Here is a 19392-nt window from a genome sequence, read left to right as displayed (position 1 = left end):
ATTCTTAATAATCTTATTAAAGTCTACTTAAATTTCAGCTTTACTAACTGGTTAATTAAATATATGTAAATTGTATCCTCTGTGGTAGAAATCTTTGCTATATCTTTCAAGCTAACATAGACACCATGAAAGTCATAGTAGTCCCTATGTCCATTTTTACTTATTAATCTTAAGGTTTTTCCATGTCTTTCTTCTAAAATCTCGTAGTTAAATTCATCAATACAATAAACTGTATCCAGCTCATAGGCATTAACAATCACCACTAAATTTGAATTTTTCTTCTCATCAAGCACTTGAAAAACTTGTTCTAAGGTAATTTGTTTCATACTATCTGCATCTCCTTTAATATACTTCTAAATTTCTAGCAATTACTGTTGTAGAAATACTTAAAATTATTTGTCAATTCTTAGTATATCATAATAAAAGTCTTCTTACCAAATCATAAGAAGACTAATGTTATAGATTTTATAAAAACTTAAAGGTAATATTTAAGATCACTTAACTTTTTATTTTTCACCCTTTTCTGTTCTATAATATAGTTCTTCCTACTCTCCACTAAAGTAATTCTGCCAATCTATTAGGCTAGTGTCTATTACTGTTTCAATTGTATCTTCATATTCATAGATGTAGGGCTTTAGCAAATTAAAAGCTTTCATTAGCTCTAACCACTCCTCTTCTGCCATTGACGAGGATTTACTTTTTAGCATTATCTCAAAATAATCTACAATAACATCCATAGAAAAACTACTATCTTTTACTTCTTTGGTTTCCTGCATAATATTAAACCCATTTTTCGCACTTTCAATTCCTACTTCAATAAATCCTAGTAAAAGTTTCTTTCTATTTATAATCTTGCTAAAGCTTACTATTTCATCCTCTAAATATATGTTAAATATAAATTCAAAGTCATCTACCTTATTATCCTGCTCCTTAATATCCCCTACTTGTATTTGCTCTTCTATTCCTATGTTTCTGATTACTTTAGTTCCAATTGTGTCAACAAAATTAGCTTCTAGGAAATTGTTATAAGTTGAATGTTTTCTTGTGACCTCTACTTTTGTTAGATTTTCACCACTTTTATTCACAAAATACAAATCATAAATCGGCGCTTTTTCTCTCTTATAAAGAAATAAAAGAAATCTTTCATCCCCATTATGGTATAAAGACTTACAATTTAATCCATCCACGATTTCTCCTCCATTTTATTAATAGAAAACAATAGCATTGGTTCATTCTTCAGCTTTAAAACTAGGTATTAAGGTATTTCTCCATCTATATACCTAATCTCTAAATCCAAAGTTTCCTTACATTAACTTATTCAATGTTTTATAATTTGTTTCCTAGAAATTATGAAGTAGCCTCAATGAAAGGTTGTACTGAGGATTTTTTAAATTAGGTCCTAAGGATTTTAAATAAAATTAATTAAAATTTCTTAATCTCCACTGTTAAGTAGAAATGGTAGGGTTTTTATTGAAATATATTCTTCTTTTTATTTTATTGCTTAAAAAATTAAAAGGAACCAAAATAAACTCATAAATAAATTAAAGTCTATTCTTTGGTCCCCTATAGAAAGTATAATTTTTCATGTACTAGCTGTTTAACCAAATTCACTTTTATATATGAATAAACTGTTAACTTCAGCAACTTTATTAATTGCTACTTGTAATTAATAATAATTATTGTATAATAGTAATTACAAACCCATTCATAATAAGTTGTACTTTAACAAAACTATCTCCTTAGTCCTTTAGAGTAGGTGAACCCCAAAGCACCTACTCTTTTACATTTTCCATAAATCTTCTGCAGTTGTGGAAATTGCAACAGCACCTGCTGAAAGTGCATCTATTACATCTTTCTTCTTATCAATGAGCCCTCCTGCAATAATCGGTACATTTGTTGCATTTTTCAAATTCCTAATAGCCTTACCAGCTATCCCTGGCATAATTTCAATAGCACTAGGTTGTGTTTCCTGTATATTTTTCACTCCTGTTTTTATTGAAAGAGAATCTATAATAAATATTCTTAGTATGGTGTAAAGCCCCAAGTGTTTTGCATATTTAATGCAGTTAACCTTGGTGGTAATTATTCCGTCTGGAGCTAAATACTTATTTATAAATTCAATCCCTACCTTATCCCCTCTAAGTCCATCAATCAAATCTGCGTGTACAAATATGGTTTTACCTGCTTTTTTTAGCTTTGCACAAATGTCAGTTATGCTTAATATATTTCCATAAAGCACAAAAACTATTTGAGCTTTGCTAGTTAAAACATCCTCTAAGTTTTCATTATTCCTGATAGCTGCAATAACAGGATTTTCTACTAGCATTTCAGTTAAATCACTTATTTTACTCAACCCCCAAATCCCCTTTCTATAAAAACTCTACACTGCCTCTACTTTTCTCGTTGCAATAATATTTACCCCAGTATCTCCTATATTTTCAATAATTATATCTCCAATATTAACTGGGGCTTTAACCTTTATTCCTTTTAAAAGCTGAATGCACTGATATATCTTTTCCTTTGGTATATCTCTTTCAGTTTTCACTGGCACTGTTTTAAACTCTCCATCTTCTACTTCTACAGAAGAGGTGATTATTCTAGTAGGGTTAGTACATTCCTTCTCACCATAGGTTTCCCCTCTTTTACAAAGATTACCTGTAACCTTTACCACTTTTTCATCTTCTAACTCTATTTGCATTGCACATCCCATTGGACATCCTATACATATTAATTCCCTTATAATACTCATGATACTATGCCTCCTCGATTTTTACAATAATCCTATTACACTGCGGATACTTAGCTAGCATATCCTTAGTAATTTTAACTGTTTCCATCTCTCCAGGAGCAAGTATTCTTTTCTTTAGCTGAATTTCTCTTACTTCATCAAAATATACAGATACATAGCTGTTCTTATAGACATTTCCTACTCTAAATCTAAGCTCAATTAACTCTTCTATATTTTCAGCATTGATATACTTAGGAACTGTATACCTTACCCCTTCTGTGGCTACCACTTCTATTCCTTTTTTATTAAATCTTTTACCCTTTATATACTCCGCTGCATTTTTTCCAGCACTATAACTTTCTAAAGTAACAAAATCAACTAAATCATGAACATGAAGCACATTACCACAAGCAAATATTCCTTCAATATTAGTTTGAAGACTTTCATTCACTTCTGGTCCTCCTGTTATTGAAGAAAGTGTCACCTGTGATTGCCTAGAAAGTTCATTTTCAGGTAACAAACCTACTGAAAGAAGAAGGGTATCACAGGAAATATATTCTTCTGTACCTGGTATAGGCTTTCTACTTTCATCTACCTTAGCTACAGTAACCCCTTCTATTCTATCCTTACCCTTTATATCTGTTATGGTGTGAGCTAGCTTAAGTGGAATTCCAAAATCATCGAGGCATTGCACTATATTTCTTTTAAGTCCTCCTGAATAAGGCATTAGTTCTATTACAGCTTTTACCTTAGCTCCCTCCAGAGTCATTCTTCTTGCCATTATAAGTCCAATATCTCCTGAACCTAATATAACTACTTCTTTTCCAGGCATATACCCTTCAATGTTAACAAACTTTTGTGCAGCTCCAGCTGTGTATATTCCTGAGCATCTGCTTCCAGGGATGTTAATTGCCCCTCTAGGTCTTTCTCTGCACCCCATCGCTAAGATTACAGCCTTTGCTTGAATTTCAGTTACTCCATCCTCTTCATTTACTATGGTAATGACTTTATCCTTTGTTAAGTCTAATACCATAGTATTTAATTTATAAGTAATTTCTAGCTCTTCTACTCTTTCAACAAATCTTTCTGCATACTCTGGACCTGTAAGCTCTTCCTTAAAGGTGTGAAGACCAAAACCATTGTGAATACATTGATTTAATATACCTCCAAGTACACTATCTCTTTCTAATATAATTAAATTCTGAACTCCTTCTTCCCGTGCCTTTATAGCTGCTGCAAGGCCTGCAGGTCCCCCTCCAATTACTACTAGATCATAATATTGCATAAAATAAACCTCCTCTATAACATAGAAACTAAACCTCTTTGTTTTTTCCTATTAATATTCTTGAACTTCCTCCAAACTTAGTTATACTTGTTGGATCTACCTTTAGCTCCTTAGCTAAGATTTCTACGATTTTTGTGCTGCAAAATCCTGATTGGCATCTTCCCATACCGGCTCTTGTTCTTCTCTTTATTCCATCCAAGGTTCTTGCCCCAAGAGGTCTTCTTATAGCATCAATTATTTCACCTTCTGTAACAGTTTCACATCTACAAATGATCTTTCCATAAGAAGGATTCTCTGCTATTAGTTTATTTCTTTCTTCATTGCTCATTTCCCTAAACTTAGGAATTCCTTTTCTTACAGGATTAAAGTTTTTGTTTATCTCTGGGTTTAATATATTAACCACCATTTCCTCTACCATTTTTCCTATTGCTGGTGCACTAGTTAAGCCAGGTGATTCTATTCCTGCCACATTTATAAAGTTTTTAACATCTTTTGCTTCACCAATTATGAAATCATCCTCAATGCTATGAGCTCTAAGTCCTGCAAAAGCTGTGATTATCTGATTTGTAGGAACTCTATCTAAGGTTAATCCTGCCCTCAAAATAATATCCTCCATACCTTGCTGAGTTGTTGTTACATCATTTTTATCCTCTAAATCAATAGCATTAGGCCCTATTAAAAGATTTCCATCTGCTGTTGGGGTTACTAATACCCCCTTCCCCATTTTAGTAGGAAGCTGGAACAAGGTGCTCTTAACTAATTCTCCTACAGCCTTATCTAATAAGCAGTATTCTCCCTTTCTAGGAACAATAGTTATCTTCCTAGAGCTAACCATATTATTTATATCATCTGCAAACAAACCTGCTGCATTTATTACCACTTTTGTTTCTATATCTTCAAAATTAGTTTTAATTAGGAAGGAGTCCTTATTTTTTATAACCTTTTTAACCTCTGTTTCAAATCTAAATTCCACTCCATTATGGTAAGCATTTTCTGCTAAGGCCACAGTCATTTCATAAGGACATACAATTCCTCCACTTGGTATATACAATGCTGCCTCTACCCCTTGTGACACATTAGGCTCCAAATTTCTTACCTCTTCTCCCGTTAATAATCTAATATCCTCTACTCCATTCTTGTGTCCTCTTTCTTTTATTTCAACAAGCTCCCTTATATCCTTTTCATCAAAGCATAAAACCATAGAACCATTTCTTATAAAAGGAAAATCCAATTCCTTAGATAGTTCATCGAACATAGGATTTCCTTTTATATTTAGCTTGCTCTTTAAAGTTCCTGGTTTTGCATCGTGCCCTGCATGAACTATACCACTGTTAGCCTTTGAAGTACTTGATGCTACATCAGCACTCTTCTCTACCACGCATGTGTTTAATTTGTATCTTGATAACTCCCTAGCAATTGCACATCCAATAACTCCAGCACCAATAATTGTTACATCAAACATATTGCCCCTCCATCCATTACTTTAAATTTTCTTTATATATTTACTTATTCTTACATCCTCATTTTTGTTAAAGCAAAAATATTTATAAAAAAAGAGCCATGAAGAAAGAAGCTTACTGAATAAGCTTTCTTAACATCATGGCTCTCATATCTCTGCCTGTTAATGTTTTTATTAAATTATATTTTAATTATATCATAAATCCCTTGGAAAATCTATGAGTTTAAAGATTTAAATTTATTAATGGATTTATTCTAAAAGTTTTATTTTTTCCTTTTAAACCTCTTATTCAACCCAATAGAGGGTACGATTTAAACAAATTAAAGCTCTTACTCACTATAATATGAATTGTTTCAGTTCATATATAAACTCATAAACAAATTATCAACCTATAGGCTATAGGTTGATAATTTGTTCTATTCTTTGCCTAATGCCTTAAGTGATGCAATGTTAACTCCTGTATAGCTTCTCCTATATATTCTTTCTAGAATATTGCTGCAAAAGTCAAGGCTGCAACTATAGCACCTAGTATTGGAGCCACAACTGGAATCCAAGCATATCCCCAGTCAGAGTCACCTTTACCTGCTATTGGTAAAACAGCATGAGCAATACGTGGTCCTAAATCTCTTGCAGGGTTAATAGCATAACCTGTAGTTCCTCCAAGAGAAAGTCCAATTACCCAAATCAAGAAACCTACTGCTAAAGTTCCTATTCCAGGTGCTAAACTAACTTCACCTAAACCTAAAATTCCAAATACAAGAATAAAGGTTCCTATGAATTCTGCCATACAGTTTGCAAAGGTATTTCTTATTGCAGGTCCAGTTGAAAATACTGCTAATTTTGCACCTTTATCTTCAGTAGCTGCCCAATGTGGTAAATAATGAAGCCATACTACAACTGCTCCTAAAAATGCACCTATAAATTGACCAGCTATATAAATTGGAACTTCTGCCCAAGCAAACTTTCCAATGGCTGCAAGACCAAGTGTTAATGCAGGATTAAAGTGAGCACCACTTATCCCCCCAAATATGAATGCAGGAATCATTACTGCAAAAGCCCAACCTGCTGTAATAACTATCCACCCTGAGTTTTCACCTTTAGTTTTCTTAAGAACTACGTTTGCTACAACTCCATCCCCAAGTATAATCAGTATCATTGTACCTATAATTTCAGCTAAAAAATGTGACATATAAACCCCATCCCCTCAAATTATTATCTTTCTTTTACCCAACCTAAAGATCTTCCAACAGCTTCATGCCATCCTTCTAACAAAGTTTCGCTCTTTTCATTAGTCATTTCTGGTTTAAAGGTTCTTGATATAGCCCAGTTTTCTGCAACCTCTTCTTTACTTGACCAGTATCCAACTGCAAGTCCTGCAAGGTAAGCTGCTCCTAAAGCTGTAGTTTCAATTACCTGTGGTCTATCAACTTGAACTCCAAGTATATCTGATTGGAACTGCATTAAGAAGTTGTTTGCACAAGCTCCACCATCAACTTTTAACGCCTTTAAAGTTATTCCTGAATCCTCTTGCATAGCTTTTAATACGTCATAGGTTTGATAAGCTAAAGATTCAAGAGTAGCTCTTATAAAGTGCTCCTTCTTAGCTCCTCTTGTAAGTCCTACAATTGTTCCTCTTGCATATTGATCCCAGTATGGAGCCCCAAGTCCTACGAAGGCTGGAACCATATAAACTCCATTAGTATCTTCTACTGCTGTAGCATATGCTTCTGAATCAGCAGCATCTTTTATCATCCTTAGCTCATCTCTTAACCACTGTATTGAAGCACCAGCCGCGAAAATACTTCCTTCAAGAGCATATTCAACCTTGCCATCAACACCCCAAGCTATAGTTGTTAATAACCCATTTTTAGATTTAACTGCTTTTTCACCAGTATTCATAAGCATAAAACAGCCTGTACCGTAAGTATTCTTAGCAGTTCCTGGTTGGAAACAAGTTTGACCAAATAAAGCTGCCTGCTGATCTCCTGCTGCTCCTGCTATTGGAACTTCAGTTCCAAATAAAGCTGGGTCTGTATGTCCATATACATAACTTGATGGTTTAACTTCTGGAAGCATTGACTTAGGTATATTTAATTCTTTTAAAATTTCTTCATCCCATTGTAAGTCGTATATATTATAAAGCATTGTTCTTGATGCATTGGTGCAATCGGTTACATGAACCTTACCTTTAGTTAACTGCCAAATAAGCCAAGTATCTATGTTTCCAAATATAAGATTACCTTTTTCAGCTTCTTCTCTAGCTCCTGGTACATTGTCAAGTATCCATTTAATTTTTGTTCCTGAAAAATAAGCATCTAATACAAGACCTGTTTTATCCTTAACAACAGTGTCAAAACCCTTTGCCTTTAATTCATCGCAAGTCCCAGAAGTTCTTCTGCACTGCCAAACTATAGCATTATAAACTGGTATTCCAGTCCTCTTGTCCCAAACTACAGTAGTTTCCCTTTGGTTTGTAATTCCCACAGCTGCTATGTCTGTTCCCTCTGCATTTATTCTAGCCATAGCTTCTGCCGCAACACTAAACTGGCTTGACCATATTTCCATTGGATCATGCTCTACCCAGCCTCCCTTAGGATAAATCTGTTTAAATTCCTTTTGTGCCACACTAACAATGTCACCCTTTTCATTGAATAAAATTGCTCTTGAGCTAGTTGTACCTTGATCCAAGGCCATAATATACTTTGCCATAATAAGTCCCCCTTATAATATATATATTCCATTTATGAATAGTCATAAATAGAAGTGATTATGTAGTGATTTTATTTTTTACATGTAAAAGCTTTCTACGCTTTGTAGTAAATTATAATAAAAATAATATGTGTTTTCTGCTGGATTTAGTATACTTTTCTAAAATAATTTTATATAAAAAAAGTATACTAAATTAGAATAAAAAGCCGCATTAAAGCAGAGATATGCTTCTCCTGCTTTAATACGGCTCTCTTTTCTCAGCCAATTTACATCTTAAATTAATTATATATAGTATTTTCACCTTTTTCAATAGAATTTTGAATTTTCTTTTAAATTTGTTACAACTTTGAAAACTTTCTATTTGTATATTTATATTAATTTCTCTCTAAAAAAGAACCTTTTATAAAAAAATTTATTAAATCCTATGCTAATATGATATAAAAAAGAGTTACCAAGTATTACCTAAAACTTTTTCCACAAAGACTCTTGCAATTTCTGGATCAAATTGCTTTCCAGCACTGTTTTTAATTTCTATAACAGCTTCTTCTTCGGTGAAAGACTTTCTATAGGGTCTTTCACAGGTCATTGCATCAAAGGAATCTGCAATACTAATTATTCTTGCCTTCCAGGGAATTTCTTCCCCTCTTAATCCCCTTGGATAACCTGTACCATCCCATCTTTCATGGTGAGCAAGAACATACTCAGCAATATCATAATACCTACTAGAGGTAGCAAGAAGTCTATACCCTGTTTCAGGATGTCTTCTTATTTGCTCCCATTCCTCTTGAGATAACTTGTCAGGCTTGTCTAAAATAACCTCATCCACTGCAATTTTACCTATATCATGAAGCTCCCCCGCCAGCCTTAGTTCTTTTATTTCATCATTTGTCAAATTATAAGCTTTTCCCATAGCCTCACATATTACACTAACTCTTTTAGAGTGAGCGTCCTCCCTTGGGGTTTTTAAGTGAAGTGTATTAAGAATGGATTTTATAACCTCACTACGTCTGCTGGAACTGTAGAAAATCTTTTTCTGATACATGAAATCCTCTGCATTTTTTACAACTTTCCACATATCTTCATTTTCATACATCTTCGTATCGCAACCAAAAGAGACTGTGATAATGATGTTCATTACGGCCTTTTCCTCTAGCTTCTCTTTAGCCTGATTTATTAATTTTTGTGCCAATGCTTTTTCTGCTTTGGGAAGCAAGATAATAAATTCATCTCCCCCGGTTCTACATATAGTATCCCCTTGCCTAAATTCTTTTTTAAGTACTTCTGCAACCTGTTGAAGAAGCATATCACCATATTTATGCCCAAAAGCATCATTTATGGTTTTTAACCCATTCACATCAGCAAAAATAATAGATAAAGGCAAGGTTTCCTTGGTATTTAGTCGTTTTAAATCCTTCTCGAAATATCTTCTATTATACAAGCCTGTTAATTGATCATGGTAACTTAAAAATTCTACTTCCTTTCTCTTTTCATTTTTTTCGCTACAATCTCTAAAAACTAACACCATTCCTATAGTGCTTCCTGACTTATCCTTAATAGGTGATAAGGTATTTTCAACAACTCTTTCATAACCGTTCTTGGAAATTAAAATTTTATTATTGTCTAAGTCAGTAGCACATTCTTCTTCAGTACCTTCTTGTGAAGGGATTTTTACTTTTTCTCTTGTGATTCCATAAATAACCTTAAAAATGGTTTCTAGATTATGTCCCATTGCATCCTCATTGCACCATCCTGTAAGTTCCTCTGCTACTGGATTTATAAAGGTTACATTCCTGTCTTTATCAACAGCTATAACCCCATCCCCTACAGAAGTCAAGGTAGCATATAGCTTCTCTCTATTTTCTCTTACTTTATATTGTTCAGCTTCTATTCTGCTTAACATGTTATTTATTGAACTTCTCAAAAAAGCAAATTCATCCTTGCCAGAAACTTTTAGCTTTTTAACTTCACCTTTACCAAGCTCTATAACTTTAACCTCATCAATTAGCTTTGTAAACGGCATAGATATATATCTTCCAAGAAGACTAAAAACTATTCCTGAAATTAGTAACATAATTTCTATGTAACTTAATATAAATTTATGTATTTGTTTCATACCACCTGAAAATAAAGTTCTGTCCATATTTAATTTTATTATAATGGGAGAATTTCCATGAAAGTCACTTTGTAACATAAATTCCATGTCCATGAAATCTCTATATTTTTGGGATTCAATTAAAGCTAACGACTGACTATCAACATCCTCTTTAATTTTTCCTTTTACTAAATACTCATCATCTATGTTCATTGTGGAAAAGGAAATTTTACTATCTGTTATTTTCTCTAAGGTTTTCACCATTTCCTCATCAATAAGCCTTCCAAAAATCATCCTCCCCACCGATTCCTTAATCTTCATAGAATCAGTGATTTCTGAACTAGTAATAAAATAAAATTTATCCCCAAGTTTCATAATGGCTGAAGTATCTTCCTTAGTTTTAGACATTATCATAATCTTGTCAATTTCTTTATCAATACTAATTGGAAAATCCTCAAAAGCTTTTTTATTAAAATTATAATACTTCTTGGTCTTTATTAAATCATCCTTTTCAGCAATAATAACAAAGTTGACTTCAAGATTTATAAAAGTATCGTCATTTAAATTTTCTTCTGTAAAAGTGGGGTATTTATTTTTCATATATTCATAAGTATCATCCCAATGTGCCCAATCATTTAGGACACCGCTATACTTGTCCATTTTTTCTTTTAGAAAAGCCTCTATATTCCATCTTATTGAGTTAACTTGAATTTCCTCTTGCTTTTCAAGATAATTTGAAAAAAATTCCTTCAGTGAAAATCTACTAAATAAAACAATAAAAACTGTAGTGGTAATTAATATTAATGTTACTTTATTTCTTACATTCATTTGAACACCCTCTATACAACACTTTCTTTCACTTATTCTCACATGTTTTCTAAAGCCATGGCTTTTTATTGTTCTGTAATATTATTAATTAAATTTAATTCTCGTAAAAAAAATAAGAAAACTTAACATGTTTAAATTGTATTGTAATATATTTTTTGTTTATTTTCTGTATTTCAGCAAATTTTGACTCATTTCATCATCTTCAATAAAAGTAAAACCATAAAAATTACTAGAAATCAAATAGTTTTTATGGTTTTAACCAAAAGTCAGCACTTAGCATCTTTGTATATTATTGCCTCAACTATCATAACCTACAATTTCAATACCTGCCATGTACCCTTGTTCCTCCAAGCTGCTATTATTCATCTTATCATATAGTTTCATTTTTACCTGTCCAGCTGACTCTTCTTTGATTTTTTCTCCCATTTTTCCTAGCTTAGGAGCAATAAGTTCACCTGAGTCTTTAACCATTGCCTGAATTTCTAGTTTAGCCTTATGATTTTCTAATGATATTGTCACCTTATTACTACTTACCTTTTTAATTATTGCAGTACTGTTATTGTAAGTAGCAAATCTATATTCTGAGTCTTCAACTACTAAATTACATATAAATCCTGTAAAACTTCTCTTTAAAAATGGAATGTGTGCTATGGAGCAAAATAAGCTTGTGCTCTCATTGCAGAAATTGTTACACTGGATCCATATATACTCTTTAGGAAAAGAAGTTCCCCAATCTTTTTCTAAGTAACCTCTTCCATTATTAAAATCTATTTCCTCACTATTAATTCTAAGCTTTCCACTTACTCTATGGTTCATGCTAATAACTCCATGATTGCACTCCATATTAGGTATGTAAGCAAAATATCCCATTATATTAGGCATTAAAATTGATTTCTTAATAGTCATATAGGTTCCTAAATTAATAGTTCCCCTTATAATTGCATCCTTATGAACTAAATTAATTTCCACCTTTGCTTCTGTAAAAGTATTGTTTTCTATTTCTACTTTAAAAGGATTGTTACTATATCTAAAAGATTCTATTGGATATTTTACATAGCCTGTTTTTACTTTCTTTTCGCCCGTGGTACTTTCATACACATAAATATATTGAACAAAACTGTGAGGATCCTCAGCTGTTAGGCTAATTCCGGGTATAAAACATGCTACATTTTTTCTATCTTTTGAAACCTGTCTATAGTACCAACCTTCAAAGTAATTTTTTCTTTTAATATGCCCTTGGAATATCATTGGTGAATTAATCTTTTTTAGCCACATAAATTTATTCTGTTTCATTATATTGTACAAATTCTCCTTAATCATTACTAAATTAATCTACTTACTTAGGCTATCCAAAATCAGTTAATTTTATATTAAATAAAATTAATTACAAAGAAAAAGACAAGATTAAGTAAGAGTAAGAACCTTACTTAACCTTGTCTTTTATTCTTTCTTCCATTATCAGTGTTAAATATTCCTATATCAAATTATTATAAATTCAATGGATATGTGCCATAGGTTTTAGCAGCTTCCATAAACATTTCAACTTTCTCAATCGGTGTATTCATTGGAATTTGACAACCTGTACTTAAGATAAACCCCTTTGGGGAATTGTGGCCTTTTCTTATAGAATCTTTTACTGAGTTAAATATCTCCTCTTTAGTTCCTAAATGCACCACATCTACTGGGGGTACGTTACCTGTGATGATAACTCTATGCCCCATTATTTTCTTAGCTTCTTCTAAGTCTTCTACATTATCTATACTAAAGTTTGATATACCTATATCAACTACATCCTGCCAAATTTCTTTGCTTCGCCCACAGATATGTATACCTGGAGCACTTCCAGTGGTTTCTTTGATTTTCACTGCATTCTTCTTAAGATAAGGCAGTGAAAACTCTCTAAAAAGTCTTGGGCTAATTAGGCTTGTTGATGAAACTGGATCTGCAAAGCCAATGGATAACCCTAGTTTTGCTACTTCTTCTATATATCTATTATTTGATTCTGTTACTATTTCCATTAAGGTGTGTACCTTTTTAGGATACTTTATCATCCACTTTAACAAATTCTCAGTTCCTACCACAGATGCAGCCACACTAAAAGGACCAGACATTGCAGCTCCTACATCAACTTGCTTTATCAAAGCATCTTTTGTCAATCTTAAAGCTTGTAGTAAAATTGGTAATCTTCCATCCGTTAAAGGATTAGCTACCTTTAAGCCTTCAATTTCATTAACTGATTTAGCAGCAGGTTCTAGGAGATATGAAATATTATAATCAGGATAGGCAATTTTAGAACCCATAGCCTCTGCAACGCCTCTAAGACTTGTGGAAATCCCCACACTATCATGGCCTAATTTATTAAAAAGTGCAATTTCTAAGTTTGCCATTAACTCTGCTGAATAATAGTAATCACTAGTTTTTGCTCCAATAAAAGGTGCCATAGTTACTCCCATATCCGGCACACAAATTACACGATCAATTTCCTCACCTTTTGAGAAAGCATCCATTCTTTCCCTTGGAGTCATTTCTTCTTTAAACAATAGGACTCTCTCCTTTACAACTTAATAATTTAGATTCTCTTTATTCATGTTTTTAATTACTCATGATTTCTTTTATTTTTCTAACAGCTTCATTGGCATCCTTTGTGTATAAATCTGCACCAATTCTATTAGCATAGTTTTGAGATATGGGACCTCCACCAATTAACACTTTGTATTTATCTCTAATATTTTTCTCCTTCAACTTATTAATTACAGTTTCCATACCTCCCATGGTAGTGGTCATTAAAGTTGACATGCCAATAAAATCTGCACTAACTTCTTCAGCTTTCTCAATAAACTGATTAAGCGGTACATCTCTTCCTAGGTCGTATACCTCTATCCCACCTGATTCCATCATTATCTTTACTAAGGTCTTTCCAATATCGTGGGTATCCCCTTCAACAACACCAAGGACAACTTTAATGGGCTTTTCTATACTATTTTTATCTAAGTAAGGCTTTACTACCTCTAAACCTGCATTCATAGCATCTGCACAAATCAAAACCTCCGGAAGAAAATATTCTTCTTCTTCAAAAAGCTTGCTTACCTCATCCATTCCAGGTATTAGTGCCTTTGTTATAGTTTCATAGGCTGGTATGTCTTGCGTTAAGGTTTCTTCACAAAGCTCAACTACCTTCTCCTCTTCCATTTCTACTAAACTATTTTTTATATTAAAAAATATTTTCTGCTTATTCATAGCAACCTCCATATTGAAATCATCATGTCCATTATATAGCACTATAATTTTACATAGTATAAAATTAGTCATGTATAATAAATTCAAATACTTACCGCACTTCTAATAGACATAATAAATAGTAATCATTTAGCTTTTTGTGTGAAAATCACTAGATTAAACTACATGGTAAACTATCACTAAATATACTGATAGTTACATCTATATGCCATTTGACTTCAAGAATATATAGGTTTAGTATAAAGATGGATTTTACCAAAAACTTGTTAAACCACAGTAAGAACCTTTTGTTAGATAAGTCGTGGTTTTGATTCTCTATAAATTATAAAAGCTATGAAATGAATTTATTGTAAGTTTATAAAGGTGAAAATTAGTTTTATTCATCTTAAAAGCCTTAGAGCTGTAAAGATAACCTTTTTACACAAGGTAGGTTTTCACTTTTTATCCCTATACTTAAAACTAGAGGTGAAAAAATTATGAGTTATATAAAAAAAGGCTCAAAGGAATTTAGAAAGGCAAATGCGGCATTATTTGCTGGTGGTTTCTGTACCTTTGCAGTTTTATATAGTACCCAACCCCTACTTCCATACCTTTCTAAAGAATTTAATATTTCCCCCACAACAGCTAGCCTGTCACTCTCTGCTACCACAATTTCATTGGCAATAAGTCTACTTATAGTAGGTTCTTTATCTGAAGCCTTGGGAAGAAAATCAGTGATGACCTTTTCCATGTTTTCAGCTTCTATCCTTGCCATGCTTACGGCTTTTGTTCCAAGTTTTCACTACCTTATTGTCTTGCGTATACTCCAAGGCTTTGTTTTATCTGGATTATCTGCAATTGCCATGGCTTATTTAGGAGAAGAAATTGAAGAGAAAAGTCTTGGCATTGCCATGGGAATGTTCATTAGTGGTAATTCTCTAGGAGGTATGTTTGGACGTATAACCATAGGAATTTTTACTGATTTATTCAATTGGCGTATCGCCCTTTTTAGTATAGGTGCATTAAGTCTAATTTCTAGTGTATTGTTCTATGTTCAACTTCCACCTTCAAAACACTTTACTCCAAGAACTTTAAACCTGAAGAAATTGACTAAATCCATGGTGAATCATTTAAAGAATTCTAACTTGCTCTGCCTTTTTATCACTGGCTTCTTATTACTAGGCAGCTTAGTATCTTTATATAATTACATAGGCTTTCAGTTAATTGCTCCACCCTACTCCCTAAGTCCTACTTTAGTAAGCTTTATTTTTGTAATTTATTTATGTGGAACCTTTAGTTCAACTTGGATGGGACACCTTGCAGACAATTATGGAAAACAAAAAATATTAAGAATAGCTCTTTTAATAATGCTTGGTGGAATAGGAATAACTTTAACCAAGAATTTAGCCCTGAAAATTTTTGGTATAGCTCTACTAACCTTTGGTTTCTTTGGTGGTCACTCTATTGCTAGCAGTTGGGTAGGTCATCTTGCAAATCATGATAAAGCACAAGCTTCTTCTCTTTATCTTTTCTTTTATTATATAGGCTCCAGTGTAGGGGGAACCTCCGCAGGTACTTTCTGGACAAATTATGGGTGGGTTGGAGTTGTAGGATTAATTATAATTTTTATTGCTATTGCTTTTATAGTTTCAACTAAGCTTCCTAAGGACAAGGCTTGTGAAATCCATAAAACTGAGAAAATAAACCTATAATTTTTGTTAAGTTTTTATAACTTTAAAATTTGATATAAAAAAGGGTGTTGCATAGCACATAAAGCCCTAAATAGTACGAAAGCCATGCATAAATAGAAGGCAAATTCTTCTATTATGCATGGCTTGATTAGTATTAAGTTAATTAATATTTGTTTTACTACAGTCCTCTTAGGGATTATAGGCCTAGTAAAAATTTTAGTTTTACTTATAAATCGCCTTGATTGGGTCTAGTTTTGAAGCATTATAGGCTGGTATTATACCGAATACAATCCCTACTATAACAGAAGTAAGTGTTGCTCCTGCAAAGCTTCCTACAGTGAGTACTGGTTTGAAAGGCATAAAAACCCCTGCTAGCTTTCCAAATAAATACCCGCATAAGATACCAATTAGTCCCCCTGTTCCTGTAACCATAATAGCTTCAAATAAGAATTGAAGTAGTATGCTTATTGGTTTTCCTCCAATGGCTCTTCTTATACCAATTTCCCTCTTTCTCTCAGAAACAGATACATACATGATGTTCATAACCCCAATTCCCCCAACAAATAAAGAAATACCTGTTACTAAAGCTACGAAGGTAGTTAATCCTCCAATAATCTTTTCAAAAGCCTTTGTTATTGCCTGAGGATCTTGAGTTTCATATTTTCCTTTTAGAGTAGGATGACTTAAAGCAAGTTCCTTTTTTACCTCTGTAAGGACTTTTTCCCTATCTGCATCAGGCTTAATATAAACATCTATGCTTGAAATTGTAGTATCAGCGCTCATATCTTCCATGGATTCCTTAGATACATAACTAGTTCCCCCCGTTAGTGAAAACGCACTCTCTTCCCCCAATACTCCTACCACTTCATGGGTTATACCATTAAGAGTTATTCCTCTACCAATTGCATTTTCAGGATTCCCAAAAACCTCTTTTGCATTTCTCTTGTCTAAAACTATTAACTTTCTAGATTTCTCTTCTGGTTTAATAGTACGTCCATGTTCAATATTTAGCTTTTGATCCTTATACTCACTTAGCACAAGCATTACAGTTTTGTCAAAATAAGTACCTTGTGCTGTAGAAAAGCTAAAACCTGCAAAGGCACTTTTGCTTTTTTCTACCTTTTGAACCCCATCAATCTTTTGAAGAGAATAAATGTCCGACTCCTCGAAGGGTTCCATCAGGGTCATATCTGCTCCCATATTTTCCGGTTGAAATAGTACATTTACTTTATTTGAACTAGTATCCTCCACTGATTTATTAACCTCTGCCTTTAGTCCATTACCTATGGATAGTATTGTTACTACAGAGCTTATCCCAATAATTATACCTATCATAGTTAGGAAAACTCTTAGTTTGTGTGATTTCATGCTATAGACAGAAGTTTTTAATAAATCTATTATTGACATTTTAACTCCACCTTTGCCATTACCCCATCCTTTATACGAATTACTTTATTAGCATATTTCGTTAAGTCCTCATCATGGGTAACCATTATAATAGTTTTCTTTTCCTCATTGAGCTTTTTTAGTATGTTCATAATATCTTCTCCTGTTTCACTATCCAAAGCTCCTGTAGGCTCATCTGCAAAAATAACATAAGGGTCATTTATTAAGGCCCTAGCAATGGCAATACGTTGCTGCTGTCCCCCTGAAAGTTCTGTAGGCCTTTGTTGTTTCTTGTTCAATAATCCTACAATATCTAAATACTTCTCAGTAAGTCTTGTTCTTTCCTTATGAGACACATTTCCCTTATAAACTAAAGGAAGCTCCACATTTTGACCAATAGTTAGAGATTCTATTAAGTGAAACTGTTGGAAAATAAAGCCCATATAGTTATTTCTTAGCTCAGACCTCTGATTTTCATTTAAGTGAGTAACATCTTCTCCATTAAATATATAATTACCCTCCTCAAAGCTATCAAGAAAGCCAAGAAGATTTAAAAGAGTAGTTTTTCCACTCCCAGACTTCCCCATAATCATTAAAAAGTCTCCTTGTTCTATGGTTAAATCAATATTTTTAAGGGCATGTAGTCTACCCTCTCTTAGTTTATAATATTTATTAATACTTTTTAGCTCTATAACTTTACTCAACAGGATTACCTTCTTTCATATCTTCCCTTGGGTTAGTTACTACTACATCATTTTCCTGCAAGCCTGAATTTATAACTACTTCCTTTGAATCGCTTTCAGTATATGTGATTTCTTGCTTAGTTAGCTTATTATCCACAGCTTTAAAAACATAACTCTTATCATTTTCCTTTAAAATAGCTGTTTTAGGTATCTTTATTGCTTCATCATCTAATTTAATACTAGCTTGCACGTGAAATCCATTTGTTAACCCCTCTTGTGAATCAAAAGCTATATTTACAGAGTAATAAGATATATTGGAGTCTCCTCCACCACCAGTTATGGCTTGTGCAGTAACCTGAGGTGCTGTAGGTCTATTTCCTATGGAAGTTATTTTTCCACTTACAGCTTTACTAGTAGATAGTATAAGTATTTCTGCAGATTGATTTTCTTTTATCTTTGGTTGTTGCTTTTCATTAATGCTTCCCTTCACATAAAAAGTTGCGGTTTCAATTGTTATATATGGTGATGTTGGATTACTCTTTGTATCATGTAAGATTACCCTTCCATCCATAGGTGCTTTAATTGTAGTAAATTCTTTTTCTTTTAGCCCTTTTAGTTCACTTTCAAAAGATTCAATTTGAAGTTGAACTGAATCTATTTGATCCTTATAGGCACTTAGTTGACTATCCATACTTGGAGCTAAAGCTGAATTTAAAGCCAAGTTATCATTACCACCAGCTAATAAACTTTGATTTTTCTTTGCTTGTTCTTGTTGAGCAAGTAGCTGCTTTTTTGCTTCTCCCTGTTTTGCAACTAGCTGCTTTTTTTGAGCATTACTTGAAGAAAGTTGTCTATTCACTTGTTTAATTTGTTCACTTACTACCTCGCTTTTATAAGTAAATAATACCTCATCCTTTTTAACAACTTGTCCATTTTTCACTGAAGTTTTATCTACAGTTCCTTTAGTAGGGTCTAAAAAGATATCTTCACTTTTCTCTGGAGAAATTACTCCATTTATAAATATCTTTTCTTTTGGTGCAATAGTCAATAGCTCTACCTTCTTAGCCTTAGCTGTATTATTTGTACTTTTCTTCAAAAAATAAAAACCTAAGGTCGATAAGATTATAATCATGGAAATAACAGAAATTATAATATACTTCTTTTTCATAAAGTATCCTCCTCAATAAATTAAATTAGTTAACACCTTTTAAAGGTGTTATACATAATTAATAAATAAACTTTTTTATTTTAACTCCTCTCTTTATTCCTTCATGGTCTATGATAAGTGTTCTAATATTTCGAGGTAATAAAAAAT

General features: G+C 32.8%; 16 protein-coding genes. 1 reads left to right on the top strand and 15 read right to left on the bottom strand.

Features of this window, described 5'->3' with window-relative positions; translation table 11 throughout:
• Positions 1 to 23: 23 nt before the first annotated feature.
• The 12 genes from B3040_RS18575 to B3040_RS18520 form a co-directional block, all read right to left on the bottom strand.
• Positions 24 to 326, bottom strand: a complete 303-nt coding sequence (locus B3040_RS18575) for a hypothetical protein (RefSeq protein ID WP_291576587.1) — start codon at positions 324 to 326, stop codon at positions 24 to 26.
• 219 nt (positions 327 to 545) lie between these two features.
• Positions 546 to 1187 (bottom strand): hypothetical protein, encoded by a 642-nt coding sequence (locus tag B3040_RS18570; protein WP_291576584.1) that lies wholly within the window; start codon positions 1185 to 1187, stop codon positions 546 to 548.
• Between the two features lie 593 nt (positions 1188 to 1780).
• Positions 1781 to 2326: a glycerol-3-phosphate responsive antiterminator gene (locus tag B3040_RS18565; RefSeq protein WP_349679189.1), complete on the bottom strand. Its 546-nt coding sequence runs from the start codon at positions 2324 to 2326 to the stop codon at positions 1781 to 1783.
• A gap of 54 nt (positions 2327 to 2380) precedes the next feature.
• A complete protein-coding gene (locus tag B3040_RS18560) occupies positions 2381 to 2749 on the bottom strand; it encodes a DUF1667 domain-containing protein (RefSeq protein ID WP_291576580.1) in 369 nt (122 codons plus the stop codon).
• A 4-nt stretch (positions 2750 to 2753) separates the two neighbouring features.
• Complete coding sequence (locus B3040_RS18555) at positions 2754 to 4013, bottom strand: NAD(P)/FAD-dependent oxidoreductase (RefSeq protein WP_291576578.1); 1260 nt, start codon at positions 4011 to 4013, stop codon at positions 2754 to 2756.
• Positions 4014 to 4041: 28 nt separating this feature from the next.
• Positions 4042 to 5475 carry an NAD(P)/FAD-dependent oxidoreductase gene (locus tag B3040_RS18550; protein WP_291576576.1) on the bottom strand — a complete coding sequence of 478 codons (1434 nt, stop codon included), beginning with the start codon at positions 5473 to 5475 and terminating at the stop codon, positions 4042 to 4044.
• Between the two features lie 481 nt (positions 5476 to 5956).
• Positions 5957 to 6661 carry an MIP/aquaporin family protein gene (locus B3040_RS18545; protein ID WP_017414197.1) on the bottom strand — a complete coding sequence of 235 codons (705 nt, stop codon included), beginning with the start codon at positions 6659 to 6661 and terminating at the stop codon, positions 5957 to 5959.
• 23 nt (positions 6662 to 6684) lie between these two features.
• Positions 6685 to 8181 (bottom strand): glycerol kinase GlpK, encoded by a 1497-nt coding sequence (glpK, locus tag B3040_RS18540; protein ID WP_291576574.1) that lies wholly within the window; start codon positions 8179 to 8181, stop codon positions 6685 to 6687.
• A gap of 448 nt (positions 8182 to 8629) precedes the next feature.
• Complete coding sequence (locus B3040_RS18535) at positions 8630 to 11101, bottom strand: HD domain-containing phosphohydrolase (protein WP_291576572.1); 2472 nt, start codon at positions 11099 to 11101, stop codon at positions 8630 to 8632.
• 297 nt (positions 11102 to 11398) lie between these two features.
• Complete coding sequence (locus tag B3040_RS18530; RefSeq protein ID WP_291576570.1) at positions 11399 to 12394, bottom strand: tocopherol cyclase family protein; 996 nt, start codon at positions 12392 to 12394, stop codon at positions 11399 to 11401.
• A 194-nt stretch (positions 12395 to 12588) separates the two neighbouring features.
• Positions 12589 to 13641: a uroporphyrinogen decarboxylase family protein gene (locus B3040_RS18525; RefSeq protein WP_291576568.1), complete on the bottom strand. Its 1053-nt coding sequence runs from the start codon at positions 13639 to 13641 to the stop codon at positions 12589 to 12591.
• 52 nt (positions 13642 to 13693) lie between these two features.
• Positions 13694 to 14338, bottom strand: coding sequence for a corrinoid protein (locus B3040_RS18520; protein WP_291576566.1), 645 nt, complete (start codon positions 14336 to 14338; stop codon positions 13694 to 13696).
• A 476-nt stretch (positions 14339 to 14814) separates the two neighbouring features.
• On the opposite strand from B3040_RS18520, the gene B3040_RS18515 reads away from it, so the two are divergent.
• Positions 14815 to 16029 carry an MFS transporter gene (locus B3040_RS18515; protein ID WP_291576564.1) on the top strand — a complete coding sequence of 405 codons (1215 nt, stop codon included), beginning with the start codon at positions 14815 to 14817 and terminating at the stop codon, positions 16027 to 16029.
• A gap of 201 nt (positions 16030 to 16230) precedes the next feature.
• On the opposite strand, the gene B3040_RS18510 is transcribed toward B3040_RS18515, so the two are convergent.
• The 3 genes from B3040_RS18510 to B3040_RS18500 are packed head-to-tail and all read right to left on the bottom strand — an operon-like array spanning position 16231 to position 19245.
• Entirely contained in the window at positions 16231 to 17415 is a 1185-nt protein-coding gene (locus B3040_RS18510; protein WP_291576562.1) for an ABC transporter permease, read from the bottom strand.
• Entirely contained in the window at positions 17406 to 18098 is a 693-nt protein-coding gene (locus B3040_RS18505; RefSeq protein WP_017414188.1) for an ABC transporter ATP-binding protein, read from the bottom strand. Before B3040_RS18505 ends, B3040_RS18510 begins: the two co-directional genes overlap by 10 nt.
• Entirely contained in the window at positions 18091 to 19245 is a 1155-nt protein-coding gene (locus B3040_RS18500) for an efflux RND transporter periplasmic adaptor subunit (protein ID WP_291576560.1), read from the bottom strand. Before B3040_RS18500 ends, B3040_RS18505 begins: the two co-directional genes overlap by 8 nt.
• Between the last annotated feature and the right edge of the window lie 147 nt (positions 19246 to 19392).

The sequence above is a fragment of the Clostridium sp. UBA4548 genome (assembly GCF_002387895.1).
Taxonomy (GTDB): domain Bacteria; phylum Bacillota; class Clostridia; order Clostridiales; family Clostridiaceae; genus Clostridium_J.
This window is presented reverse-complemented; position numbering and strand designations above follow the sequence as displayed.